Source organism: Paraburkholderia aspalathi, assembly GCF_905220735.1.
Lineage (GTDB): Bacteria > Pseudomonadota > Gammaproteobacteria > Burkholderiales > Burkholderiaceae > Paraburkholderia > Paraburkholderia aspalathi.
Window position 1 is genome coordinate 864,161 of sequence record NZ_CAJNBA010000001.1, and the last position, 25,155, is coordinate 889,315.

25 protein-coding genes are annotated in these 25,155 nt (G+C 60.4%); 14 read left to right on the plus strand and 11 right to left on the minus strand.

Annotation, left to right across the window (positions count from 1 at the left end; genetic code table 11):
* Nucleotides 1-127 precede the first annotated feature (127 nt).
* Nucleotides 128-1,294 carry a mandelate racemase/muconate lactonizing enzyme family protein gene (locus KHO30_RS03790; protein ID WP_054033760.1) on the plus strand — a complete coding sequence of 389 codons (1,167 nt, stop codon included), beginning with the start codon at nt 128-130 and terminating at the stop codon, nt 1,292-1,294.
* 4 nt (nt 1,295-1,298) lie between these two features.
* On the opposite strand, the gene KHO30_RS03795 is transcribed toward KHO30_RS03790, so the two are convergent.
* Nucleotides 1,299-1,460: a hypothetical protein gene (locus KHO30_RS03795; protein WP_211700096.1), complete on the minus strand. Its 162-nt coding sequence runs from the start codon at nt 1,458-1,460 to the stop codon at nt 1,299-1,301.
* On the opposite strand from KHO30_RS03795, the gene dctA reads away from it, so the two are divergent.
* On the plus strand, nt 1,459-2,814 hold the full coding sequence (gene dctA, locus KHO30_RS03800; protein WP_200618972.1) for a C4-dicarboxylate transporter DctA: 1,356 nt from the start codon (nt 1,459-1,461) through the stop codon (nt 2,812-2,814). The two genes, KHO30_RS03795 and dctA, sit on opposite strands and share 2 nt — an antisense overlap.
* Nucleotides 2,815-3,285: 471 nt before the next feature.
* Nucleotides 3,286-3,657 carry a DUF6697 family protein gene (locus tag KHO30_RS03805; RefSeq protein WP_054033757.1) on the plus strand — a complete coding sequence of 124 codons (372 nt, stop codon included), beginning with the start codon at nt 3,286-3,288 and terminating at the stop codon, nt 3,655-3,657.
* A gap of 94 nt (nt 3,658-3,751) precedes the next feature.
* Here KHO30_RS03805 and KHO30_RS03810 read toward each other — a convergent pair whose 3' ends face one another.
* Together KHO30_RS03810 and KHO30_RS03815 are read right to left on the minus strand one after the other, a co-directional pair.
* Nucleotides 3,752-4,153, minus strand: a complete 402-nt coding sequence (locus tag KHO30_RS03810) for a hypothetical protein (RefSeq protein ID WP_211700097.1) — start codon at nt 4,151-4,153, stop codon at nt 3,752-3,754.
* A gap of 93 nt (nt 4,154-4,246) precedes the next feature.
* Nucleotides 4,247-5,008, minus strand: a complete 762-nt coding sequence (locus KHO30_RS03815) for a CerR family C-terminal domain-containing protein (protein ID WP_211700098.1) — start codon at nt 5,006-5,008, stop codon at nt 4,247-4,249.
* A 109-nt stretch (nt 5,009-5,117) separates the two neighbouring features.
* Between KHO30_RS03815 and KHO30_RS03820 the strand changes: the two genes are divergently transcribed.
* Genes KHO30_RS03820 through KHO30_RS03830 form a run of 3 tightly spaced genes read left to right on the plus strand, consistent with a single transcriptional unit; the run spans nt 5,118 to nt 9,323 of the window.
* Nucleotides 5,118-6,260 carry an HlyD family secretion protein gene (locus KHO30_RS03820; RefSeq protein WP_234486619.1) on the plus strand — a complete coding sequence of 381 codons (1,143 nt, stop codon included), beginning with the start codon at nt 5,118-5,120 and terminating at the stop codon, nt 6,258-6,260.
* Nucleotides 6,253-7,851, plus strand: a complete 1,599-nt coding sequence (locus KHO30_RS03825; protein ID WP_211700099.1) for an MDR family MFS transporter — start codon at nt 6,253-6,255, stop codon at nt 7,849-7,851. The genes KHO30_RS03820 and KHO30_RS03825 overlap by 8 nt, the downstream gene beginning before the upstream one ends.
* 17 nt (nt 7,852-7,868) lie before the next feature.
* Nucleotides 7,869-9,323, plus strand: a complete 1,455-nt coding sequence (locus KHO30_RS03830; protein ID WP_093637180.1) for an efflux transporter outer membrane subunit — start codon at nt 7,869-7,871, stop codon at nt 9,321-9,323.
* Nucleotides 9,324-9,331: 8 nt separating this feature from the next.
* On the opposite strand, the gene pdxR is transcribed toward KHO30_RS03830, so the two are convergent.
* Nucleotides 9,332-10,855 (minus strand): MocR-like pyridoxine biosynthesis transcription factor PdxR, encoded by a 1,524-nt coding sequence (pdxR, locus tag KHO30_RS03835; RefSeq protein ID WP_211700100.1) that lies wholly within the window; start codon nt 10,853-10,855, stop codon nt 9,332-9,334.
* 140 nt (nt 10,856-10,995) lie between these two features.
* Between pdxR and KHO30_RS03840 the strand changes: the two genes are divergently transcribed.
* Entirely contained in the window at nt 10,996-11,655 is a 660-nt protein-coding gene (locus KHO30_RS03840; protein ID WP_200651798.1) for an FMN-binding negative transcriptional regulator, read from the plus strand.
* 60 nt (nt 11,656-11,715) lie between these two features.
* Here the strand turns inward: KHO30_RS03840 and KHO30_RS03845 are convergent, their stop codons facing one another.
* Complete coding sequence (locus KHO30_RS03845; RefSeq protein ID WP_211700967.1) at nt 11,716-12,879, minus strand: M20 aminoacylase family protein; 1,164 nt, start codon at nt 12,877-12,879, stop codon at nt 11,716-11,718.
* A 37-nt stretch (nt 12,880-12,916) separates the two neighbouring features.
* Complete coding sequence (locus KHO30_RS03850) at nt 12,917-14,146, minus strand: diaminopropionate ammonia-lyase (RefSeq protein WP_211700101.1); 1,230 nt, start codon at nt 14,144-14,146, stop codon at nt 12,917-12,919.
* 170 nt (nt 14,147-14,316) lie between these two features.
* Here KHO30_RS03850 and KHO30_RS03855 point away from each other — a divergent pair, with 170 nt between their 5' ends.
* Nucleotides 14,317-14,793 carry an Lrp/AsnC family transcriptional regulator gene (locus KHO30_RS03855; RefSeq protein ID WP_093636822.1) on the plus strand — a complete coding sequence of 159 codons (477 nt, stop codon included), beginning with the start codon at nt 14,317-14,319 and terminating at the stop codon, nt 14,791-14,793.
* 26 nt (nt 14,794-14,819) lie between these two features.
* On the opposite strand, the gene KHO30_RS03860 is transcribed toward KHO30_RS03855, so the two are convergent.
* Nucleotides 14,820-15,458, minus strand: a complete 639-nt coding sequence (locus tag KHO30_RS03860; protein WP_211700968.1) for a TetR/AcrR family transcriptional regulator — start codon at nt 15,456-15,458, stop codon at nt 14,820-14,822.
* Between the two features lie 228 nt (nt 15,459-15,686).
* Here KHO30_RS03860 and KHO30_RS03865 point away from each other — a divergent pair, with 228 nt between their 5' ends.
* Entirely contained in the window at nt 15,687-16,088 is a 402-nt protein-coding gene (locus tag KHO30_RS03865) for a nuclear transport factor 2 family protein (RefSeq protein ID WP_200618979.1), read from the plus strand.
* A 48-nt stretch (nt 16,089-16,136) separates the two neighbouring features.
* Entirely contained in the window at nt 16,137-16,892 is a 756-nt protein-coding gene (locus KHO30_RS03870; protein WP_211700102.1) for an SDR family oxidoreductase, read from the plus strand.
* 118 nt (nt 16,893-17,010) lie between these two features.
* On the opposite strand, the gene KHO30_RS03875 is transcribed toward KHO30_RS03870, so the two are convergent.
* Nucleotides 17,011-17,928 carry a LysR family transcriptional regulator gene (locus tag KHO30_RS03875; RefSeq protein WP_211700103.1) on the minus strand — a complete coding sequence of 306 codons (918 nt, stop codon included), beginning with the start codon at nt 17,926-17,928 and terminating at the stop codon, nt 17,011-17,013.
* 139 nt (nt 17,929-18,067) lie between these two features.
* On the opposite strand from KHO30_RS03875, the gene KHO30_RS03880 reads away from it, so the two are divergent.
* Together KHO30_RS03880 and KHO30_RS03885 are read left to right on the plus strand one after the other, a co-directional pair.
* Entirely contained in the window at nt 18,068-18,832 is a 765-nt protein-coding gene (locus KHO30_RS03880; RefSeq protein ID WP_211700104.1) for an SDR family oxidoreductase, read from the plus strand.
* A 362-nt stretch (nt 18,833-19,194) separates the two neighbouring features.
* Nucleotides 19,195-19,527, plus strand: coding sequence for a hypothetical protein (locus KHO30_RS03885; RefSeq protein WP_211700105.1), 333 nt, complete (start codon nt 19,195-19,197; stop codon nt 19,525-19,527).
* Nucleotides 19,528-19,854: 327 nt separating this feature from the next.
* On the opposite strand, the gene KHO30_RS03890 is transcribed toward KHO30_RS03885, so the two are convergent.
* The gene (locus KHO30_RS03890) at nt 19,855-21,522 is read right to left on the minus strand and encodes an alkaline phosphatase family protein (RefSeq protein ID WP_211700106.1); all 1,668 of its coding nucleotides are present in this window, start codon (nt 21,520-21,522) and stop codon (nt 19,855-19,857) included.
* Nucleotides 21,523-21,999: 477 nt separating this feature from the next.
* On the opposite strand from KHO30_RS03890, the gene KHO30_RS03895 reads away from it, so the two are divergent.
* Nucleotides 22,000-22,239 carry a hypothetical protein gene (locus KHO30_RS03895; RefSeq protein ID WP_200618985.1) on the plus strand — a complete coding sequence of 80 codons (240 nt, stop codon included), beginning with the start codon at nt 22,000-22,002 and terminating at the stop codon, nt 22,237-22,239.
* Between the two features lie 30 nt (nt 22,240-22,269).
* Here the strand turns inward: KHO30_RS03895 and KHO30_RS03900 are convergent, their stop codons facing one another.
* Nucleotides 22,270-22,707: a MerR family transcriptional regulator gene (locus tag KHO30_RS03900; RefSeq protein ID WP_211700107.1), complete on the minus strand. Its 438-nt coding sequence runs from the start codon at nt 22,705-22,707 to the stop codon at nt 22,270-22,272.
* Between the two features lie 71 nt (nt 22,708-22,778).
* Here KHO30_RS03900 and KHO30_RS03905 point away from each other — a divergent pair, with 71 nt between their 5' ends.
* Entirely contained in the window at nt 22,779-24,014 is a 1,236-nt protein-coding gene (locus KHO30_RS03905) for an NADH:flavin oxidoreductase/NADH oxidase family protein (protein ID WP_200618986.1), read from the plus strand.
* A gap of 61 nt (nt 24,015-24,075) precedes the next feature.
* On the opposite strand, the gene KHO30_RS03910 is transcribed toward KHO30_RS03905, so the two are convergent.
* The gene (locus tag KHO30_RS03910) at nt 24,076-25,146 is read right to left on the minus strand and encodes a rhodanese-like domain-containing protein (RefSeq protein WP_211700969.1); all 1,071 of its coding nucleotides are present in this window, start codon (nt 25,144-25,146) and stop codon (nt 24,076-24,078) included.
* Between the last annotated feature and the right edge of the window lie 9 nt (nt 25,147-25,155).

Consider the following 25,155-nt stretch of genomic DNA (forward strand, 5'->3'; position numbering starts at 1 on the left):
AGTTGTTCACCTAAAGTAAAAAATGAAATGAATTGAAGTGAATTCTAATCTCTCCTTTCGCGGATAAGCTAGTTTCCATTGCAGCCGGACGCATGCAAAACGTGCCCAAAACTCAGGAGACACCGTCATGAGAATCGTTGAAATCCGCGAAAAAACCGTTCCGATCAGTTCCCCGATCCGGAATGCCTATATTGACTTCAGCAAGATGACGCTGAGTCTCGTCGCCGTGGTGACGGATGTCATCCGGGACGGAAAGCCGGTTGTGGGTTACGGCTTCAACTCCAACGGCCGCTACGGCCAGGGCAAGCTGATGCGCGAGCGTTTCATTCCGCGCATTCTCGAAGCCGATCCCGCCACGCTCGTCAACGATGCCGGCGACAACCTCGATCCGCACAAGATCTGGGCGACCATGTTCACGAACGAAAAGCCGGGCGGTCATGGCGAGCGCTCGGTCGCCATCGGCACGATCGACATGGCGATCTGGGATGCGGTGGCGAAGATCGAAGGCAAGCCGCTGTTCCAGTTACTGGCCGACCGTTACGGCAATGGCCAACCCGATCGCAAGATCTTCGTGTACGCGGCCGGTGGTTACTACTACCCGGGCCAGGATCACGAGAAGCTGAAAGACGAAATGCGCAGCTACATCGACCGAGGCTATACGGTGGTGAAGAAGAAGATCGGCGGCGCTTCGCTCGATGAAGATCTGCGCCGCATCGACTCGATCCTGAGCGTACTCGGTGATGGTCAGAAACTCGCTGTCGATGCCAATGGCCGCTTCGACCTCGACACCGCGATCCAGTACGCGAAGGCGCTGTCGCAATACGACCTGTTCTGGTACGAAGAACCGGGCGACCCGCTCGACTACGAGTTGCAGGCTACGCTGCGCAACTACTACGACAAGCCGATGGCGACTGGCGAAGACCTGTTCTCGATGCAGGACGCACGCAACCTGATCCGTTACGGCGGGATGCGTCCGGATCGGGACTGGTTGCAGTTCGACTGCGCGCTGAGCTATGGCCTGGTGGAGTATCTGCGCACGCTCGACATGCTGCGTCAGCACGGCTGGTCGCCGAGCCGCTGTATTCCGCACGGCGGACACCAGATGTCGTTGAACATTGCGGCTGGACTCGGTCTAGGTGGCAATGAATCGTATCCGGACCTGTTCCAGCCTTATGGCGGCTTTCCCGACGGCGTGAAGGTGGAGAACGGCTTCATCACCATGCCGGATCTGCCCGGCATCGGCTTCGAAGGAAAAGCGGATCTTTTCGCCGAAATGCAAAAGCTGTCCGCATAAGCCTTCAAACGGCAAAACGCGCCGACAAAAGCGCCGGCGCAGCGTTCATAAGAATAGACAAAACGAACGCACGCGAAGTCAGTTCGTGCTCGCCGCTGCGGTAGATCCCGCTGCGGCGACTGGTCCTGACTTTCATTAAAAGATGCCACGCATAGGAGACAGTCATGCGGGTTTCAAAGATCGGAAAAGCTCTTTCCAAGCTCTACGTACAGGTTCTGATTGGCATTGTTGCCGGTGTCCTCGTCGGCCATTTCTACCCTGACATCGGTTCTCAGCTCAAACCTCTCGGCGATCTGTTCATCAAGCTGATCCGGATGCTGCTTGCGCCGATCATTTTCGCGTCCGTTGTGGTCGGCATTGCACGCATGAATGATCTTCACGCGGCCGGTCGCGTTGGCGTCAAGGCGGTCGTCTACTTCGAAATTGCATCGACGATTGCGCTCGCTGTTGGCCTTGTAATCGTGAACGTCATCAAGCCGGGCAGCGGTATGAACATTGACCCCGCGCATATCGACAGTTCGGCCATTTCCAGCTACACCCATGCGGCACAGCAGCATGGCATGCTCGATTTCTTCATGAGCATCGTTCCGAACAGCATTGTCGGAGCGTTCGCAAATGGGGATATCCTGCCCATCATCTTCTTTTCGCTCCTGCTCGCCATCTCCCTCGCCAGGCTTGGTCCTCGCACCGCGCCGTTCGTCGATATGCTCGACATGTTCCTTCAGGGCATGTTCGGTGTCGTGCGAATCGTGATGTATGTCGCGCCCATCGGCGCCTTTGGCGGCATGGCATTTACCATTGCGAAGTACGGAATTGGCACGCTGGCATCGTTCGGCCAACTGATGCTGTGCCTCTACCTGACCTCGATCTTCTTCGTGGTCGTTGTACTTGGTGCTGTCATGCGGATGAGCGGACTGTCGCTGTGGAAGTATCTTCGCTACATCAAGGACGAGATATTCATTACCCTCGGTACAGCGTCGACTGAAGCGGTGCTCCCGCAGATGCTCATCAAAATGGAAAAGTTGGGGTGTTCACGCCCCGTGGTCGGGATGGTGCTGCCCACGGGCTATACCTTTAACGCCGACGGCACGGCGATCTATCTGACCATGGCCTCGATGTTCGTTGCGCAAGCGATGAATATCCACTTGACTATCGGAGATCAGTTGCTGCTCCTCGGAGTGCTGCTGCTGACGTCCAAAGGGTCTGCGGGCGTGGCCGGAGCCGGATTCGTCGCGCTGGCTGCCACGCTGGCCTCGATGCACAAAATCCCTGTGTCTGGACTGGTGCTGCTGCTAGGCGTCGATCGCTTCCTCAACGAAGCTCGTGCCGTTACGAACCTGATCGGCAACGGGGTGGCGACGATTGTGGTCGCTCGATGGGAAGGGGCGCTCGATATGAACAAGGCCCGCGCGATGCTCAACCGCACTGACTCGAGCATCGATGCGTTGGAGTCCGCCGACGAGGTGCCGGTGGATCGGACACCTCCGAAAGACGCCGTTGTTCGGTCCCACATGCATTGAATCGTCGGGGTAACTTGATACTGGGCAGATTCCTTCGTCGCGAGTAGCGCAACGCTGTCGCAAGCACTCGTAGAAACAGATCCTTGGCGTATGGCCGATCCATGCACGTCGTGCGATTTTCGCCCCCAAACACCTCGGCGTGTTCCTACAAGCGCTTGCGGCAACCGTCTACGAAAGAACGCGAACGGTAAGGCCGCAGAGACAGAGAGGGTGATTCCGGCCGACTCATTTAGACCCTCGCTCTGCGACCTCGAAATTCTGTCATCAACGGTATAACGAATTTATAAAACTACGGGGTGAGTAGCATAAAGTCAGCATATCTAAGCGCACGTTTTGCTATGGCGCCCGACCCACATACCTTCTTTATCAAGAAGCTCGCTCTTTATACAACGGCTTTAGACACAGCTCGATATCATCGCTCCGCTTGACGCCGCTGCTCTACAGCCAGGCGTCATTCTTCGGAGAAAAATCATGTTTGAAATTGGAAAAGAGTATTCCCGGGAAGACATTCACAGGGTGACGGGAGGATGCAAGCAGGCATTCTTGCCTACGAAGGGCGGCAAGGTCGTCGCTGCGCGATTGCGTCAGGACCTCAACCCCTATGCCCCGGATGTGATCGTCTGCGATAGCAGCGCCGCCGCACGTGCGGCCGGCCGCACGCTCGCGCGACAGACCGAGCCGCTTCCTGTTTTTGTCCGAACAGCAACTGACCGATTCCGTTACATGGGCGAGTACGTCACCGATGAATCGTTCACTGCGCCGCTCGACTACGCCAAATATGTGCAGAACACCGGATTTACGCTGGGTCAGATTTCGCGCGTGATTAAAATGAAACGCCGTTGATCACAACGGCGTCTTCGAGTCGTAATCGTCTCTTCGCCGGCTGGGTTGCTGCTCGAACCCAACCGGCGATTGTCAATGACGCGCCAGACAGCGCTCACTCCTCGCACTTCACATCCTGCCGTCGCACGACGATGATCACCGGGTAAGTCCCGTGCTCGAGTTCCACGCGCGCGACCACGGCCATCGTCGCATTGTCGACGTCGTCGTACACACTGACTTTTTCATTCCGAAGGTTTGTCACGCCGGTACAGGCTGACGCGCGACCTTCGTCTGAGATTTTGCATTGAATCGGGTTATCAGCAACGTAGCGGTACTTGTCCCGGTCGGGGGTCGCAAGATATTCACGAAAACTCTGCGCCGATCCGCCGACGCCGGTGACATACCCGATGGCGCACTGCAGTTTGGGTGTGTCGCTGCCCGCGGAGGTTTGGGCGGTCGCGATCGTGCTGGCGGTTGCAATGACCGCGGCGAGTGTCAATGCAAGGGGATATCTCATGGCGCAAATCACCGTTGTCGGTTCGAAGTGCTGGATTGTAATGGCATCTTGCCCAATGGGTCGGCAGGCAGTGATCTGGGCGCCGGCATGAGATCACTGCTGCTTGCGCGGCTTTCCTTTGCTCGTGGTTTGCGCGGGAGGCGTGTGCGCCTCGTCACGTTCCCGGCTCCAATGCTCGAGCAGCGTGCGAGTCTGATCGCGGACGGTCGCCGTGAGCAGTGCCGCCTTCTCCGCGTCGATGCTCTTCCAGCCGAGCATCGACAGTTTGGACGGATGCGCGAGGTGAAAAATCACCAGTTGCCCATGCAGGCTGAAGGTGCGGATCAAGATGACCGGATCGTCGACAGCGCGCCCGGAAATTCGCGCCACTAGCGCCACGCTGACGTCGTTGAGCGGCTGGCGGATCCGGCAGCCGAAAATCTGCATGGCGCTCTGAGGTTCATGTCCCGCCTGCTCGCGTGCGAAGAACATCCGCCGGCCGGGCTTGCTTGCCTTGACGAAAGCGCCGTGCGCGATCGCTGTCTGAATGCCGATGAAGGCGTCGATCAACGCCGGCGTGTCGGCGTTTTCACGCAGCGCTTCCTGCGCATGTTCGATGGCCGGGCCGAATGTCTCCCATGCGTCGTCAGCGAGCATCTCGACGCAGGCGCGATACACCCCTTCCTTATTCTCGAAGTAGTACTGCAGCGCGGGCGCGTTGACGCCGGCGCGGGCCGCGATGTCGCGTGTCGACGCGCCCTCGAAACCATGTTCACCAAACAGTTCGATCGCCGCCTCGATGATCCGGTGCCGCGTTTCGTCGCCGCGTGCATAGCCGCCTTCCGGCGAGCGGCGCAGCTTCTTTGCGGTGCTCATGCATCTTTCTCCATTACGCGTAGTGCGGGAATTCGTAAGAAATATATCACTTGACACAATTTGATCAACTGGAATAATTGTGCCACGTGGAAACAATTGGACCGATACGATGTCAGCGACTGCAGGCTCTCCCTCCCGCCCGATACCCGCCGAAGATTCGCCCGCAGCAGGCGCGAGGCGTCCCAGCCGGCGCACGGTGCTGATCGCGCTCGGCGTGGTCGCGCTGATCGTCGGCGCCGTCTGGCTCGCCCGCTGGTGGACCGTGGGCCGCTTCATCGAAAGCACCGACGACGCCTATCTGCAGGCCGACAGCGTCACCGTGGCGCCCAAGATTGCCGGTTACGTTACGGAAGTTTACGTCGCGGACAACCAGGTCGTGAAGCCGGGCGATCCGCTTGTTCATCTCGACGCCCGCCAGTATCAGGTCGCGCTCGACCAGGCGCGGGCCACGATCGATGCCCGCAAGGCCGACATCGAACGCGCGCAGGCCGACATCAAGCAGCAGCAGTCCAACATTGCGCAGGCCCAGGCGCAGCAGCAGGTGGCGCGCGTTAGTGCGCAGCATGCGAGCGACGAAGTGCGGCGCTACGCGCCGCTCGTTGCTACCGGCGCTGAAAGCAGCGAACGGTTGGCGGAATTGACCAGCAGCCGCGATCAGGCGAATGCCACGCTTGCCGCGAATGCGGCGGCGGTCGAGGCCGCACGCTCGCAGATTGGTTCGGCTACCGCGCAGCTCGCTCAGGCGCGTGCGCAACTCGAAGCGGCCCAGGCCAGCGCACAGCAGTCGCAACTCGATCTCGACAACACCGTGGTGCGCAGTGTCCTTGGCGGCAAGGTCGGCGATCGCACCGTGCGCGTGGGTCAGTACGTGCAACCCGGCACGCGGATGCTGACGGTCGTGCCGGTCCAAAGCACCTATTTGCTGGCGAACTTCAAGGAAACGCAAGTGGGTGGGATGCGCGTCGGTCAGCCGGTGGAAATGCATGTCGACGCGTTGCCCGGTCATACGCTGCACGGCGTGATCGACAGTTTCTCGCCAGGCACGGGCTCGCAATTCGCATTGCTGCCGCCGGAAAATGCCACGGGCAACTTCACCAAGATCGTGCAGCGCGTGCCCGTGCGGATTCGCATCGACACGGGCACGGAGACGCGCAGCGTGCTCTTGCCGGGGCTGTCAGTAACCGTGGATGTCGACACACGTTCGGCGCGCGATCGTGACGCACGTATCGACAGCGAGAACCATCGTGGCTGAATCGGGAACCACAACTCCCGCCGCCGCACCGCGTGGGGAAGAGCGAGCCAGCGTCGGCGACTGGATCGCCGTCGCCGCGGGCGCGCTCGGCGCCCTGATGGCGACGCTCGACATCTCGATCACGAACTCCGCGCTGCCGCAGATCCAGGGCGAAATCGGCGCCACCGGTACGGAAGGCACCTGGATTTCGACCGGCTATCTGATGTCGGAAATCGTGATGATTCCGCTGGCGGCGTGGCTTACTCGCGTGTTCGGCCTGCGCAACTTTCTGCTCACCAATGCGGCGCTTTTCATTGCCTTTTCGATGATGTGCGGCTGGTCGCACACCTTACCCATGATGATCGCCGGCCGAATCGGCCAGGGCTTCACGGGCGGCGCGCTGATTCCGACGGCGCAGACCATCATCCGCACACGCTTGCCGCTATCGCAGATGCCGGTCGGCATGACCATGTTCGGCTTGATCGTATTGCTCGGGCCGCTGCTTGGACCGGTCGTCGGTGGCTGGCTCGCGGAGAACATCAGCTGGAGCTGGTGCTTCTTCATGAATCTGCCGATCTGCCTTGCGCTGATGACGCTGTTGATCGTCGGCCTGCCGTCAGACCGGCCGCACTGGGAGGCGTTTTTCAAGGCGGATTGGCTTGGCATCGTCGGTCTGGCGATCGGCCTCAGTTCGCTCACGGTCGTGCTCGAGGAAGGCCAGCGCGAGCGCTGGTTCGAATCGTCGATGATTGTGTCGCTCACCTGCGTGTCGCTCTTCGGCATGATCCTGATCGCCGCCTCGCAAATGACCGCAAAGAAGCCGATCGTGCGCCTGGGTCTGATGCGCAACCCGAACTACGCCAGCGTGATCGTGATTGTGTCCGCGGTCGGCGCAGCGCTTTATGGTGTCTCGTATCTGCTGCCGCAGTTTCTCGGGGTGGTCGCGGGCTACAACGCCGAACAGTCCGGCGCGATCATGCTGCTTTCCGGGCTGCCGGCCTTCATGATCATGCCGATCCTGCCGCGGCTGCTTGGCAAGGTCGATTTCCGCGTGCTGGTGATTACCGGGCTGGTGTTGTACGCAATCAGTTGCATGATCGACATTGAGTTGACGGCACAGAGCGTCGGGCACGATTTCATCTGGTCGCAACTGATACGCGGCACCGCCCAGATGCTCGCGATGATGCCGCTCAATCAAGCGTCGATGGCGGCCGTGTCGCGCGAAGATTCCGGCGACGCCGCCGGTCTCTACAACATGGCGCGCAACCTAGGCGGATCGATCGGCCTTGCGATCATCGGTACCGTGATCGACCGGCGCACGACCTTTCATACCGCGATGATCCGCGAGTCGGTCAGTGCCAATTCGCTGATTGGGCAGGAGAGCCTGACGGCGAACGCGGCGAACTGGTTCGCCCATACGGGCGACATGGCGTACTCGCAGGTGCGCGCGCTTGGGCAACTCGGCGCGCAAATCCAGCAGCAGGCCATCGTGATGACCTATTCGGAGACCTTCTATCTGCTCGGCATCGCGCTGATCGCCTGCATTCCGCTTGCGCTGCTTCTGAAAACACCCAGCCGGAACGCACCGCCGCCTTCTTCCGCCGGACACTAATGTTTTTTCATCACACCATGATGTTCAACCGTCCCTCGTCTATCGCACTGGCCGCCGCCGTGCTTTTGTCCGCCTTGTCGGGTTGCACGGTCGGCCCGGATTATCACGGCGCGCCGCCGGTTGCGCAGGACGCCCGCAGCAGCGCGACCTTCGTGCGTGCGCCGGCTGCCGGTACGACCGCGACGCCCGCGCCGAACCAGTGGTGGCTCGCATTCAACGATCCGCAGTTGAACGATCTCATTGCCGCGGCCTTTGCGCATAGTCCCGACGTGCATATTGCGCAGGCCCGCTTGCGGGAATCGCGTTCACAACTGCAGAAGCAACGTGCGAACGAATTGCCGAAAATCTCCGGCGATGCTGCAGCGCTGCGCATGCGCTCGCCTGATCTGAGTTCGCTCAGCTCAGGCAGTAGCACATCGTCGGGTCGCGGCCCGTTGCAGCTCTACACCGCAGGCTTCGACGCCACGTGGGAAATCGATCTGTTTGGCGGCACGCGGCGCGCTATCGAAGCGGCGTCCGCGGATGCGGAAGCCGTCGACGCCGATCTCGCGGACACCCAGGTGTCGCTCGCGGCTGAGGTTGCGCAGGTCTACATCGAACTGCGCGACCAGCAGACGCGGCTTGAACTCGCGCGGCGTCAGGCAGAGACCGAACAGAAGATGTTGACGCTCACGCAGCAGCGCCGGGAGCGTGGCACGGCAGCAGACCTCGATGTGGAACGGCTGAGCACGCAGGTTGAAAACACACGCGCAACGCTGATTCCGCTTGACGCGCAACTCACCGATTCGCTCGATCGTCTCGCCGTACTGACCGGCCGTGAGCCCGGCGCGCTAGACCAGCAACTCGCAGGTACACGGCCGCTGCCGGCGTTGCCCGGGACAGTGGCGATCGGCGATCCGTCGGCGATGTTGCAGCAGCGTCCCGACATTCGCGCGGCGGAGCGGCGGCTTGCGTCGAGCAATGCGCAGATCGGCGAACACATCGCGGATTTTTTCCCGAAGGTGACGTTGCTCGGCGATATCGGCTTCAGCGCGGGCGATCCGGGGCATCTCGTGCGCAAGAACAATTTCAGTTGGATCACCGCGCCGTATCTGCAATGGAACGCGTTCGATTTTGGCCGCACACTGGGCAGCGTGCACGCAGCCGAGGCATCGCGCGACGAAGCCGAGGCGCGTTATACGAAGGCCGTGCTCGGTGCGCTGCAGGACGCGAACTCGTCGCTCTCGCGCTATGGGCATCAGCGCGATCATGTCGTCACGCTGCAAAAGGTGGAAACCTCAGCAAGCCACTCGGCCACGCTGATGCGGCAGCGCTATTCCGCCGGTGTCGCCACGCTGATCGATCTGCTCGACACGCAACGCGAAGAATTCACCGCGCAGCAGAATGTGGTCGCGGGACAGGCCGAATTGCTCAAGGACTTTGTGTCACTGCAGAAGAGTCTTGGCATCGGCTGGCAAGCGCAGCAAGGCTAGTGCGCGGGTTACGCTTTAACGGTAGCGGCGCCCTGCGGATTCGCACGGCGCGCCGCTTTTGCCGCAGCCGCGATACACGCGGCGAGACGTTGAGTAGCAGTTTCAATTTCGGCGTCGCTGAAACCGCCGAGACCCAGTATCAAACCCATTGGACCTTTTCCACCTGAATACATGGGCGACACCGCTCGTACAGCAACGCCGCGTTCGCCCGCTAACGACGCGACCAACCTGTCGTCGACATTCCCTCCGAGCCAAAGCACAAGGTGCATGCCCTGATCGCTCGGCTGCAACCAGGCGACCTCTTTCGGCAGCAGTCGCTCGAGCGTCTCGATGATGCACGCGCGGCGATCCGCATAGACGCCGCGAATACGCCGGATGTGACGATCCAGATGGCCTTCCGCGATGAAAGCCGCCAGTACATGCTGATCTGCGTTCGGGGGATTGCGATCCATGAGCACGCGCGCGCCGCAGAATGCCTCCACGAGGTTCTGCGGGACGACGGCATAGCCGAGCCGCAATGACGGAAACAGGATCTTGCTAAAGGTGCCGAGATAGACCACCCGGTTAGGGTCGAGTCCCTGCAGCGACGGAAACGGGTGTCCCGCATAACGCAGCTCGCTGTCGTAGTCGTCTTCGACCACCCAGGCGTTGTTCGCGCGGGCCCACGCCAACAGCGCGTTGCGCCGCGCCATGCTCAATGGCATTCCGAGAGGATATTGGTGCGACGACGTGACGAATGCCGCCCGTGCGTGTGGTGCCAGCTTGATACCCTCATCGACGTTGAGGCCCTCCGCATCGACGGGTACCCGGATCATGCGTTCCGGGCGACCGGTGCTTTCCAGAATAGCCGTAATGCCCCGATACGCCGGGTCCTCTACCCACGCCGAGGCATCGCCATCGAGTAGTACCTGGCATGACAGGTAAAGGCCTTGCTGTGTGCCGCTCGTGATGATCACCTGTTCCGCCTCGCAACGAACCGAGCGCGATTTCCTGACGTAGTCGGCCACTGCTTCGCGCAGCGCCAACGCTCCTTGTGGGTCGCCATACCCCGCCGGCGCGCCGGGTCCGCGGGCGCGCAGCCGGTTGCCGAGCCGGCGCCAGATATCGTCCGGAGCGGCAGGGCCAATGGGTACTGAAACTGCAAAAGGCGCTTGCGGCACGGCAGAAAATTGACGTGCAACCTGTGCGAAAAGATGGGCGCGTTCTGGAAGCGGGGCAGTTTCAACGGATGAGGACCGCCCTCGGACATCGGCAGGGAGCGTCAACGATTGCGCCACGCGCGTGTCGGAGCCAGGCTGCGATTGCAGAAAGCCTTCGGCGATCAGTTGCTCGAATGCCTCGACGACGGTTCCCCGTGCAACATGCAAGGACGCAGCTAAGGTGCGCGTGGAGGGGAGCACTTCACCGGGTTTGAGGTCGCCACGGCGGACGGCCTCGCGGAGTGCCTGGGCGAGCTGGCGACCCAAATGGCCCGCGGCTCGATCCAGCATGCCGATCGCCGGAACGTCCACCGCTTTCGGTTTGCGAGCCATGGCTTTCTGGTCCAAAGAAAATGATCCAAACTGGTTCTACAATATAAACCAGTTTGCCGCCACAATTCTTTCCAGGCCTGCCGCACCGGCGTTGCCTGCAATGAGGGTTAGCGCATCGCTGCACTCATCACGGAGCCCCTATGTACGTACCCACTCATTTTGATGAACCGCGCACCGAGGTGCTGCACGCGCTGATCACAGAGAATCCGTTCGGCACGCTGATCACGCATGGCAAAAGCGGTCTGGACGCCAACCACATTCCGTTTGATCTGAAAGCCGGCGAGGGCGCGTACGGCGTCCTTCATGCTCACGTGGCTCGCGCCAATCCGGTCTGGCAGGACGTGGCCAACGGGGACGAGGTACTAGTCGTGTTTCGCGCGGGCGACGCTTACATCTCGCCCAACTGGTATCCGAGCAAGCACGAGTTGCACAAGCAGGTGCCGACATGGAACTACAGGGTGGTCCACGCGCACGGCCGGGTGACCATCCGCGATGACGAACGCTATGTTCGCGGGCTTGTCGCTCGCCTCACACGGACTCATGAAGCCTCCCAGACTCGTCCGTGGAAGATGACGGACAGCACCGCCGACTACATCGATATGATGCTCAAGGCGATCGTCGGCGTTGAGATCGAAATCACGCGCCTGGTCGGGAAGATCAAGCTCGGCCAGAACAAGGAAGTGCGGGATATCGAAGGGGCCGGCGCTGCTCTCAACGAGCGGGGAGAAAACGTGATCGGCGAAGCCATGCTTGAGTGCGCCGCCATAAAGGCTGCGAAGGCGGGTGATTCCCCCGCCTGACGCTCATCAAAAACCGCGGCCAGCGCCGGTCTCTGATGCCGGGCAGCAAGGGGACGTAGCTCAGGCAGAAGGGAGCGCGAGCCGCGCGATTTCAGCAAAATATCGCGCACCGGTGAGCAAGATCTCGTCGTTGAAATCGTAGGTGGCGTTGTGGAGTGGCGTACTCCCTTCCTCCCCCGTCTCGCCATTGCCGATGAAAATGAAGTTGCCCGGTACTGCCTGAAGGAACGCGCCGAAATCCTCGGAGATCATCATGGGTTGCACGCCGGCGTCGACGTTATCTGCGCCTACGATATTGCGCGCGGCCGAAACGGCAAGGTCCACATATTCCGGTGAATTCACCGTAGGCGCGAATTCGTGCGTGTATTCGAACGCACATTCAGCCCCGTGCGCGTGGCAGATCCCTTCGCTGATTTCTCGCATGCGGTTTGCCAGCATGGTCTGGACTTCGGGCATGTAGCTGCGTGTGTCGCCCTTGATCGTTACGTTCGACGGGATGACGTTGCGGATGCCATCCGTAATGAACTCCGTGCAGGAGATCACCGCCTGCAGGCTTGGATCGAGGTTGCGGGACACGATTGTCTGCAATGCCAGCACGATTTGCGACGCGATCACAATCGGATCGACGCCCATGTGCGGTCTCGCTGCATGCGTGCCACAGGCTTTGATATGGATGACGAAATTGTCTTCGCTGGCCATAATGCCGCCCGCGCGTGTCGCGAAGGTTCCGGCGGCCATACCGGGCATGTTGTGCGCGCCAAAGATCGCGTCGACAGGATATCGCTCGAAAAGCCCGTCGTTCATCATTGCTTTCGCACCGCGGCCATGTTCTTCGGCCGGTTGAAAAATGAATCGTACGGTGCCGTTGAAATTCTTCTTTTCGGCAAGCAGGCGCGCCGCGCCGAGAATCATCGACATATGTCCGTCGTGTCCGCAGGCGTGCATCTTGCCTTGCGTTCGCGAGGCATACGGGCGGTCCGGTGCGTTCTCCGCGATATTCAGTGCATCCATGTCGGCGCGCAGACCAATCACACCTCGGCCGTTGCCAACCGTAAGATTGGCGACGAGTCCGGTGCCGCCGATTCCTCGGTGCACGTCGAGGCCGAGGGCCTTCAAGGCGCGCGCGACATAGTCCGAAGTCGCGACTTCCTCGAAGCCGGTTTCCGGGTTCTGGTGCAGATGCTGACGCCAACTCTTCAACTGCGATTGCAAGGCGATTTCCATAGCGTCTACCTCTTTTTCGGTGACCATTCAGCTTGTCTTATCGAACCGCGGCTTCGAGCCATTGAGCCTGACGTGAAAGCACCGAGTCGGCCGTTTCACCCACGCATTCACGGTAGACCGACGGCGCCGTTGCTCCCTCGGTGCTGATCACGAGAACGCGCGAATCTTTAACCAGGCCGGCGGCGCGTGCCAGTTGCGAATCCTGCATGAGGACTTCGAGGCCCGCGTAGCCCGCTGCGCCGGATTCACCGACTACCAGCGGAACATCCGCATCCGTTCCAACTGCGAGCGTGCGCATCGCGGTAATCGCGTCTTCGTCGCTGATCGTCATGAAATCGTCGACGCACGACTCGAGGATTTTCCACGCGAGCGGTGAAGCTTCGCCGCATGCAAGGCCGGCCATGATTGAATCGACGGAGCCGGTTGCTTTCGCCGCCCGGCCTTCGCGTGCACTTTGATACAGGCAGTCTGCCTGCTGCGGCTCGACAACAACGAAGCGTGGGCGTTTGCTGCCGTGAATTTCCCAAAGATAGCTAGCGACCCCGGCGGCAAGACCGCCGACACCGCCTTGCAGAAATACATGGGTGAAGGCGCATTCGTCAGCATGACTTTCGGATTGCTCGACGATCTCGGCCGCGATCGCGCCGTAGCCCTGCATGACGTCGCGAGGAATGGCTTCATATCCTTCATAGGATGTGTCTGAGACCACATGCCAACCGTCGTCTTTTGCGAGGCGCGCAGCTTCTTCGACCGACTCGTCGTAGTTGCCCTTGATACGAATGATCTGCGCACCGTATGCGGCGATGGCCTGCTCGCGTTCAGCGCTCACGTTGGCGTGCAGGACGATCACGCAGTTGCATCCGATTGTTTGTGCCGCGGCGGCCAGGGCTTTGCCATGGTTGCCGTCGGTCGCGCTGATCACGACGAAGTTTGTGAGCATGTCCTTGTAGCGTCCCTGGATCAACCCCTTCGGGTCGAGATTGTGCTCGGGCCACAAACGCAAAATCAGGCGCACGAGCGCAATAGGCGCGCCCAGCGCCTTGAAGCTACCGAGTGGAGAGCGGACGGATTCGTCTTTGATGCACAGACGCGCCACGCCAAATCGCGCCGCCGCATCGGGAAGATCCCATAGCGGCGTAGCGGAGGAACCGAGAAGCGCCCAGTTCTTTAGCCATGCGCGGCTCTGTTCGGCGGCCTCTACGTTGAGAACTACCTTCAGCTCGTTCGGGTAGTCGGTGTGCGACGCGCGCTCGTTCGCGATCAGCATTGCGGTGCGGCTCCTGTTAATGAATGTCGGGCAGGACCATCAGATTCCCCGCCACGGGGAATCGATACGTCAACCAATGCCAAAATAATATTGCTTGACGTGCTCAAATTAATCCCTAAATCTGGGGCCCCGGCGCAATAATTTCTCGCTTTCGCACAAGGACCCGCCTCATGGCTATCACTCTCGACGCTTTCGATCGCAAGCTGTTAGCCGAGGTCCAGCAGGACGCTCAACTCCCGCAAAACGAACTTGGCGCCCGGGTCAACCTCTCGACTGCCGCGGTGAACCGCCGTTTGCGCCGCCTCGCCGAAGACGGCGTGATTGACCGGTACACAGCGATCGTTGCGCCCGAAAAGGTGGGCTGTCCTCTCACCATCGTCTCCATGGTGGAAGTCGAGAGCGAGCAGATCGACCTGCTCGATTCCATGAAGCGGACCTTTGAGCAATGCCCGCAGATCCAGCAGTGCTACTACGTCGCGGGGGAATGGGATTTCGTCTTGATCTTCACAGTGCGGGACATGGAGCAATACAACGACCTGACCCGGCAGTTGTTCTTTTCCAATAACAATGTGAAGCGCTTCAAGACGCTCGTGAGCATGAGCCGCGTGAAGGTTGGATTGGGCGTGCCTGTCGATATCGATGACTGACGCACACCGCTGCACTACACATTGAGCTAACGCCGCCGCGAGTGTCCGCGCGATTGAGTTTCAGCCTGCGTCTCCACCGCAGCGAGAAGATGCCGGCGACCCTCGTCAAGAATTTCATCCGCGAGCGGCGGGTCAACATCTGCAACAGCACGCGAAAGCAGCAGCGCGCCGACCATCTGACTAAACAAAGTGATCGCCTTGCTGCGACCGCCTTCGCTGATCCCCTCGGTCTCTTCGATGACCTTGGCGAATCGGTCGAGGTTCACCGCGAGCCCCTCTGCGTAAGCGCCGCGTGCGACGTCGTCGAATCGGCGGGCGTCGCCTACAAAACCCGACCACGGGCACCCCGCCTCAATATTCGCGCGATGCTCGGGAGACAGGTACCACTCAATGTTGTACTTGACCGGGTCAGCGCCAGATGACTTCGCGCCGTCGATCAGGGCGGCATAAGCCTCTCCCCCTTCTTCCATCGCCTTTTCCATCACCGCGGCGACCAGCGCGTCTTTTGATTTGAAGTGGTTGTAGAAACCGCCCTGCGTAAAGCCCGCCGCCTTCATCAACTCGGCGAGACCGACCGCATCGACGCCACGCTCGCGAAACAGCTTTTCAGCCGCAGCCACGATTGCGTGCCGGTTTTCCATCGCTTGCTGCCTGGAAACACCCACTTTCCCTCCCTTTGGTCGATAGCGACCTAATAAGACCGATCGAAAAATACAATGGTGATCACCATTGACATCGCCAGAGCGGTCGCCCACAATCCGCTTCAATGACAATGTCATTCACCATTGTTTTAAGTATAGCGTTCTTTACCTGAGTGTCCAGGCAACAGGAGGCACCACGGTTATTCGACGCCTGAGTGCGTCGTCACCTCACTCTTGAAAGAGGGCATCACCATGACGAAGACAACCCCTGAACAGAACAAGGCGCTCGTGCTGGAAGCATTCGACACCCTGTTCAACAAGCGCGACTACGCAGCCGCTGAGCGCTTCTGGTCCGATCGCTACATCCAACATAGCGCTCATATCGCGCCAGGACGCGACGGCCTGTTCGGCCTGATTCGCACGCTGCCCGACACCTTGCGCTATGAGAACCAACTGATCCTGGCCGAAGGCGACTACGTCATTGCACATGGGCGCTTCTCGGGACACGGCCGGCCCGCTGCGTGGATAGCAGCCGACGTCGTCCGCTTTGAAAACGGCAAGCTCGCCGAGCACTGGGACGTGCTTCAGGACGAAGCGACCCGGGCCGAATCAGCGAGCGGTCTGCCGATGTTCGGCGACAGCTTCCCTGCCTGACTACGCCCACCTCATCTACAGCAAATCAACTTCATCAGGAATACGATCATGAAACTCACCGGAAACACGATCTTCATTACGGGCGGCGGTTCTGGCATTGGCCGCGGGCTTGCCGAAGCACTCCACAAGCGCGGCAACAAGGTCATCATCAGCGGCCGCCGGCGCGGCCACCTCGACGAGGTGGTGGCAGCGAATCCCGGCATGTCTGCAATCGAGCTCGACATTGCCGACCCGGCCAGCATCGAGAAGGTAGCGGCGCAACTGATCGCGGACTATCCCGACCTCAACGTGCTGATCAACAACGCTGGGATCATGGAGCCCGACCAGGCGGGCGGCCACATCGACGACGCGCTGCTGGTGTCCACCGTCACGACCAATCTCATCGGGCCGATCCGCATGACGTCCGCGCTGCTCGATCATCTCAAGACCCGGAACGACGCTGTCGTCGCCTATACGAGCTCGGTCCTCGCTTTCGTTCCGTTGGCCGTGACGTCGGTGTATTCGTCGACCAAGGCGGCGCTGCATTCGTACGTCCTCTCGCAACGCTTCATGCTGCGGGACACGAAGGTTCGCGTACTCGAAATCGCACCGCCCTGGGTGCGCACGGACCTCATGAACAGCCGCGAGGCCGAACAGGCAATGCCGCTTGACGCCTTCATCGACGAAACGATCGCTGTCCTCGGAACGGACGCGGATGAGGTACTGGTTGAAGGGGCGAAGGCGTTCCGCGCGAACCCGGGACCCGGAGAGCACGCCTTCGTCAATAACTTCAATGCGCAGATGATGGAAGTGTTCGGTGGGTGAGTGACTGCTTGCCGAATACGCGTCGCAGGCAAATCGGCGCGTATCCGGTGGCAGCAGCATCGAGCTTCAGCCGCGCCGGGTAGTGGCAAATCGTGAGCGGAGGCGACGTGACCTTCGTTCAACCTCCCTCATCCCGATCCCACGGCGGCACGCCGCCGAACGCCTCGATCAGAAAATCGACCACCGCGCGTATCTTTGCACTCAGATGCCGACGGCTCGGATACAACGCAAGTACGTCGATGTCAGGCAAGCGATAGTCAGGCAATACCTGAACCAGCTTGCCGGTGCGCAGGTCATTGCCGATAAGAAAGGTGGGTTGCCAGATCACGCCTTGCCCGGCGAGCGCAGCCGCACGTGCGGTATCGCCGTTGTTGGTATGCATGTGGCAGTTGACCTTCACGGTGTGCGCTTTGCGCTCACTGTCCATCAGTTGCCACTCGTCACCGGTGGCGGCGTACGAGTAGCCGATGCATTGATGCTCGATCAAGTCGGCTGGCTCAGCAGGGTATCCGCAACGCGCCAGGTACTCCGGCGACGCACACAGAATGTTTCTCGATGTCGCCAGCTTGCGTGCTGCGTGGCTGGTCGAACCGGCGCGTGAGATGCGGATGGCGAGGTCGTAGCCTTCCTCGACGATATCGACGACGCGGTCAATCAGCGCGACATCGAGTTCCACGCCGGGATATTTCCGCATGAACTCGGGCCATAGCGGCGCCAGATGCAGAATGCCGAAGCTCACAGGCGCATTGATGCGCAATCGGCCGCGCGGTTCGACCGAGGCCGATGACACAAGCCCTTCAGTCTCGGTGACGTCGTCGAGAATCGATTTGCAGCGGGCGTAAAGGGTCTCGCCGCCCTCGGTCAGCGAAAGCCTGCGCGAGGTGCGATTCAGCAGACGTGTGCCCAGGTGCGCTTCCAGCTCATTCACGTAGCGGGTCACGTTGGCGGGCGACGTCTCGAGCGCATCGGCGGCGCGCGTGAAGCTGCCGCGGCTCACCACGGTCACGAAGACTTCATAAGCACGCAGCCGGTCCATGTCTTTCCCCGATCATTCACAAATGCTGAATGATATACCCATGTTTTGAGCCTTCCTGCGATAGTGACTGAAGCCTATATTGCTTCTCACGGACCAAGGCACTGGGCACTGGTCAACACACTGCAGCAGGAGATTGAACATGCAACGCTTATCAGGAAAAGTCGCGATCGTGACCGGCGCCAGCGCGGGAATTGGCCGTGCCACCGCAAAACTGTTCGCCGCGGAAGGCGCAAAAGTGGTGATCGCGGCGCGCCGCGAAGCTGAACTTGAAACGCTCGCAGCCGAAATTGCCAGCGAAGGCGGCGAGGCCGCGTTTCTGGCGGGCGACGTGCAGTCAGAGGACTACGCGAAAGCGCTGGTCGCGCTCGCTGTGAGCCGCTTCGGCCGGCTCGACATTGCCTATAACAACGCCGGCACGCTGGGCGAAATGGGCCCGACCTCGAGCGTGTCGGAAGCGGGCTGGTCGGCTGCTTTGGCGACCAATCTGACGAGCGCCTTTTTGGGTGCGAAGCACCAGATCCCCGAGATGGTGAAGCACGGTGGCGGGTCGGTTATCTTCACGTCGACGTTCGTTGGCTACTCATTCGCTTTCCCGGGCACCGCGGCATACGCCGCGAGCAAGGCCGGTTTGATTGGGCTGACGCAAGCGCTGGCTGCCGAGTATGGCCCGCAAGGTGTGCGCGTCAACGCCATTCTGCCTGGTGCCGTGGACACGCCGATGTATCGCGACATGAACGACACCGCCGAGTCGCAAGCCTTCGTGACCGGCTTGCATGCGCTCAAGCGCGTCGCACGGCCGGAAGAACTCGCCCGTTCGGTGCTGTATCTCGCGTCGGATGACTCGTCCTTCGTGACCGGTACTGCTTCGCTCGTCGATGGCGGCGCATCGATTACGCGGACGTAAATCTCTTGATGGTATCTGATGTTCGGGATGCCTTCTTTGAAGAGATCCAGGCAATTAAAGAGCCGATATCGGGCGTTGAATTGACGAGCAATGCTGATTGCGCGGCTTCGCATTTACTTTTGCTCCAAAGCAGGGCGTAGTTGGGACGCGATCTTGCATGAACAAAGCTTCGTGCCGCAGTGCAACGACATTGAACGCTAGCGATAGAGAATGGTAGCCGCACTGGTCATCCCGGTGTGGCTTCTCGTCTGATTATTGAGTGTGTTCACGTTGCGAGGCAAATGACGCCTGCAAGACTCAAGCTTCGACATCTGCGCGCCGTTATACGGGTTACAACCGTAAAAACTCGGGGGAGAACGGCGATGAGCAACGATGAGCGTCTCAGGCGTGAATTCTATGTGAACCCGGCTTCCTATTGCCGGGTGATGTCCGTAGTCTCGGCCGTCACCTTCGGTGTCTACCGGGTGGAGGGCGGCGGAACGGTCGGCATGCTTTCCGTCCGCTGGGAAAAGCTGGGCAACGAGGTCGTGCCGCAACTGCATGCTTACTATGACAGTTGGCGCGTACTTGCTTCGTTCTCTGATGTTCTCGCGCGGATGAGCGAAGTGGCGGGATCATCCTGCTCGCCCGAAGACTTGTGTCAGATCTTGCTGGATTGCGGATTCGTCAATCGAATCGAGTCGAACCGGGAATGACTGATAGCGATCAACCGTCGATCACTCACCAGATATCAGTCTTAACAGGAAGGAAATCGTAATCATGTCAGTAACGGTTCGCGTGGAGTATCAGTATTGCCAACATGGCAAGAAAGCGGTTCAGACAGGAAGTGACGTGCTAACCGTGTCAGAAGATACCAAGAGCGCGATTCTCGCTATGTTGCGGCTTCTACATCCGCGTTGGGAGTCGATCAAGGTGCTGTCTACGTCTCCAACGACGCCGTCAGAAACGACTTCGAGTAGTTAAAAACGGCATCGTCGGTGAAGCGAGTGCGCGGTACTAGCCGCGCACTCGCTTCCAATCGCCTAGAAGCGCTCGCGATCGTAGCCCGGTAGCGCACGCGTTCCTTCAACAGCGACCGAGTGCAGCAGTTCAGGTTCCAGGTCGAGCAAACGCAGGATCGTCGGTGCGACCTGCGTGGTCGATACACGCTCGTCGTTGGTCCGGCCAGCGTGATGGGCGTGAGGCACGTAGACCACGAGACCAAGATGGCTGTCGTCGGGCGCGTTGCCGCCGTGCTCTTCGTCTTTAGCCGTACTCGAGGTATAGATGACCCCCGGGTTCGGCTGGACGACGATGTCAGGCGTGCGTCCGCGTGCCGGATCGCCAAACCACCCGTTCAACTGCGGGCCGTACAGAATGTACGCCTGCGGACCGTCCGCACAGATGCCGGGCGCGTTGCAGCTCAGGTTGTCTTTCAGGGTCTTCACGACTGCCGGCAATTGGCTTTGATCGCGCAACCAGATCAGGCCGACGTCGTCGGTCTGCACGAAACCCGTATCGACGAGCCCCGTTCCGTCATTGAGGTTGCCGCTTTTCGTACTGTTCTGCCCGAAGTTGCCGTTCGGGTCCAGATAGTTGTTTGCTTCAAGCAGTTTCGAAAGCGTGTCGCCGTTCTTGACCAGCTTCGAATGATCGGTCGGCGACTGCCCATGCTTCGCCGTGACGATGATCGCCGTCGACGAATAAAGGTTGTGCTGCTTGAGTTCGGACACGATGCGACCCAAGGCGTTGTCCAGATAAGCAATCGCGCCGCTTACCTGCGGGCCCGGCGTGAAGCTCGCATCCAGATAGCCGCCGCCAGCCGCGACCGTTGCCTTCTGAGCGACGCTCAGTGTCTGGAAGTTGGTGCCGAACACGGTGGGTATGTCGGCGCTGGATTGGCCGGTCGAATCCTTACCGTCGATTTCATTGATCAGCGACTGCACGTGCAGATTGTCGAACTTTTCCGTGTGCGTGTAGATGTCGATGTAGTTCGTATTGGTAGCCGGATCAATCGAATTGATCTCGGTGCGCGAAAGATCGTCGACGCCTGTGCCGGACGGTCCATTGAGCCAGTCGTAGCCCCACGCATGTTTGTCCGCCCATGCGGTGCGAGCGCCTTTCACGTTTTGTTTGACCACTTCGAAGATCGTGTTGGTCTTCACATAATTGTGCGGATAGACGGGCGTACAGACGCCATTGACCAACGCATGCGGGATGGCTTGCGGATTGAACGCGCCGCCACCGTTGAGATGGGTCAGAGCGCCGCCGTTCTCACCGTCGATGCCAGTGGTCTCGTCGAATACGACGTTCCAGCCTTGCTTGCCGGTGCAACTGCTATCGGACGGCGCGTAGAGCGTGCGGTCATACGATACGTCGTAGAAGAGGCCCGCGGATTTGGGCGAGCCACCGGTGACGAGCGCCGCGAGGCCCGGGAACGAATCCGAAAGATGTGGCGTGTGCGCGTTGGTGTAAGTCGTGCCCGACTTGGCCAGCAACGCAAGATTGGGGCATGCATTCGAACCGATACAGCGTGCGACGTCCTGCTCATGCAAGCCGTCGAAGCTAATCAGCAGCACATGTTTCACTGACTCATGCTCGTGATCGTGTTCATCGCTTGCCGCTGCACCCAGCGAGTACAGTCCGGCCAGCAAGGCAACGCTCGCGCCAATGGCGCTTTGTGTACGCTTCCATCTCCTGATCGTCTTCATCTCTCGTCCTTTTGGTTGTTGCGAAACATTTGGTAAGCGGAGATGAATGTGCAGTGGAATTGAGTCGCCTGGATGAACCGACGCTTTCGATTCCATAACGCACTGACGATTTATGCAACGGTGAGAAAATCACGTAATAGTTTGTATTGCATAAGGTTTTCTTAAGCATTGCATGGTCCGGCGAACGCCGACTTGCCCTAAAATGCCGCTTACCGCTACGTACTATAAATTCCAAGACCAACCATGCCACGCTACGCCACATCGAGTCTCCGACGCGCTTCCGCCGGCGTCATGTTGGCTACGATCTCTACCTTGGTAACCGGCTGTAGTGACGGGATATCCGAGGCCGACGCCGCATTCGTTACCACCGGGACGCCGCCCCAATTCGAATCAATGCGGATGTACGGCGCAGCGCCGGACAACCCCGCTCCGGGTAGCGGCAACACGCATGCTTCGGGCGGGCTCCGCCAGGGATGTATGGCGATCATCCGCGCGGGGGGCCGGGATGTGCGCGAAACGGTGATTCTCGAGAACGAGCCGGGTCCGTCCTTCGATCTTGATGTCATCCGTACGTCCGACGGATGGAGCGTGACTTCGGACGGACTCACACCGCCGAGCACCGACCCCGTGGGTTTCCGCACGCGTTTCACCCACTGCGTGAACGCCATCCGCGACAAGTACGCAGCTGAACCGGAAAAGGCGCCGTTCAACAAATAAGCTTTGATCGTGGTGCGCGCGCGGCCTGCTTCATTCGTGTCGGGTCTTTGACCGGCGCGACGGTTCCTGCTGTTGTGCCAGGAGCTGATTGGCCAATTCCTCGCCATCGACACACTTTCCTTGAGCCCACGCTTCGCTGAGCGTGGTGCGAAGCGTGCGTAGCGTCTTTCGCTGCAGACGCAGGGCGCTCATGAGTTGCTCGATCTCCTCGAGCCGCGTATCGAGTTTGTGCAGCAAATCCTCTTTCGGATAAAGCTCGTCACCAGAGAAGGCCTCCCGCAGTCTGTCGAGCGGAAAGCCCAGATTCTGCGCCAACTGCACCACGCGCAGGCGTCCAATGGCCTGCTCAGAGTAGACGCGATAACCGTTGGGACTGCGCTCCGGCTCGGGCAGCAAGCCGCTCTGCTCGTAAAAGCGGATGGCGGACGGTGCGAGGCCGGTCTTTTCCGCGAGTTCGCCGATTCTCATAATCGCTTGACCTTCAAGTTGACTTGAATCTTAGTATAGCGGCATCGCTCCTTTTGTATGCTGACTCCGCCATGACTACTTCGCTGTTCACACCCGTGCAGTTGCCCAACGGCAGCTGGCTGCCCAACCGTCTCGCCAAAGCGGCGATGGAAGAGAATCTTGCCGACGCGGGGCAACTGCCTGGCGAGACGATCCATCGGCTATACCGTTCGTGGGCCGAAGGTGGCGCAGGTCTTATCGTCACGGGCAACGTGATGATCGACGGCCGGGCGCTAACCGGGCCAGGCGGGATCGTGCTTGAGGCCAATACGCCTCTCGCACCCTTCACGCAGTGGTCACAAGCGGCCCGCAGCCGTGGTGCCCAGGTGTGGATGCAGATCAATCATCCGGGCCGGCAGGTGCTCGCGGCAATGGGCGGCACGGCGTGGGCGCCTTCGGCTGTGCCGATGGCGCTCGGCAAACACAGCAAGCTGTTCGCGCAGCCGAGCGCCATGAGCGAGGCTGAGATAAGCGAGACCATCGGCCGCTTTGCCGCGACGGCGCACGCTGCCGAGCAGGCGGGGTTTACGGGCGTGGAAATTCACGCCGCCCATGGCTATTTGATCTCGCAGTTCCTTTCGCCGCTGACCAATCGCCGCGCTGATCGTTGGGGCGGCGATCTTGCCAACCGCGCCCGTCTGTTGCTGGACGTGGTGCGTGCAGTGCGCGCACGGGTCTCACCGGGTTTTTGCGTGGCGGTCAAACTGAACTCCGCTGATTTTCAGCGCGGTGGCTTTTCGGAAGAGGACGCCCGGCAAGTCGTGCTGTGGCTGAATGACCTGTCGGTCGACCTGGTCGAGCTATCGGGCGGCAGCTACGAAAGCCCTGCGATGCAGGGCGACACTGCCGACGGGCGCACCCTCGCGCGCGAAGCCTATTTCCTCGAATTCGCCAAGGATCTGGCCGGTGTCGCCACGATGCCTGTCATGACCACCGGTGGCATCCGGCGCCGCGCTGTGGCCGAGCAGGTGCTGAACAGTGGTGTCGCCGTCGTCGGCATGGCCACGGCGCTTGCCGTGATGCCCGATCTGCCGGCACGCTGGCAGGCAGGCGCCGATCTGGGGGCGCACATGCAGCCGGTCGAGTGGCGCGACCGGGCACTTGCGGCAATCGCGCGCATGGCGCTCGTCAAACGCCGTCTGCGTTCGCTCGGCACGGGACGTACTGCGCCCGCTCAGTATTCCGCGGTCTTAACGTTGATCATGGATCAACTGCGCACGCGCCGCCTGACGCGGCGTTATCGGCAATGGAAGCAGGAGCACGCGTGAAGCGTTAAATCAGACGCGGCGTGGCCGATGGATCGCCATCAGCCGACGATTGACGATTCCGTCACATGCTGGCGTTTTCAACGACGCGGCCCTCCGCGCGCCAGCGGAGCATGCCGCCGGGCAGGTTGGCAACCTGCTCGAATCCGGCTTGCCGCAGCATGATCGTGGCTTGTGCCGACCGTCCGCCGGCCCGGCAGACGGTCACGATCGGGCGTTCCTTCGTGAGTTCGGCGATACGCCCGGCGAGCTCACCCAATGGAATGAGCTTCGCAACCGGGATGCGCCCCAGTGGCCCGCTGAACTCGTCGGACTCGCGCACGTCGACGACCTCGACTGCCCGCAGATTTTCCTCGAGCCACTGGGCGTTGATTTCCCAGATGCCCGCAAAGCTGCATGTCAGTGGCGCCCAATCGGGCTCCGCCATCTGCGCGGGGTAGCTTGCCGCCAGGCCGCATTTCAGGTTTGCGGGTACCGCCACGTCGATCTGCTTCGGATGCGGCAGGCGCAGGTTCGTCATGTATCCGGCGAAATCGTCTTCACACAATTCACCGCCAAGACGCGGATTGAAGCGTCGCTCCTCATCCACGCTGGTGACCGTTAAACCGCGATAGTCGTGGGCCGGGTAGAGCAGGCACGCGGCGGGCAGCGTAAAGATGTTGTTGTGGACCGCGCGAAACATGGCGTGCGCGTCACCGCGCTGGAAATCCGTTCGACCCGTGCCTCTGATCAACAGGCAGTCGCCGGTAAACGCCATGGTCTCGTTGTCGAGTACGAGTGTGATGCATCCATCGGTATGACCCGGCGTGGCGCGTATGGACAAGTACCTTGCGCCGAACTCGACCTTGTCGCCATGGCTCAGATAGCGGTCCGCACCTTCGGCGCCGCTTGCGGCCGAGATCGCAATCCGGCTACCTGTGCGGCGATTCAACATCCATGCACCGGTCACGTGATCGGCGTGGACGTGAGTGTCGATGGTGTAAAGCAGATGCAATCCAAGTTCTTCGATCAGGGCAGCGTCCCGGCGCACCTGTTCGAATACCGGATCGACCAGCACGGCCTCTCGCGTTGCGCTATCGGCAAGAAGATACGTGTAGGTTGAGGATTGCTGATCGAATAGCTGCCGGAAGATCAACACGATTTC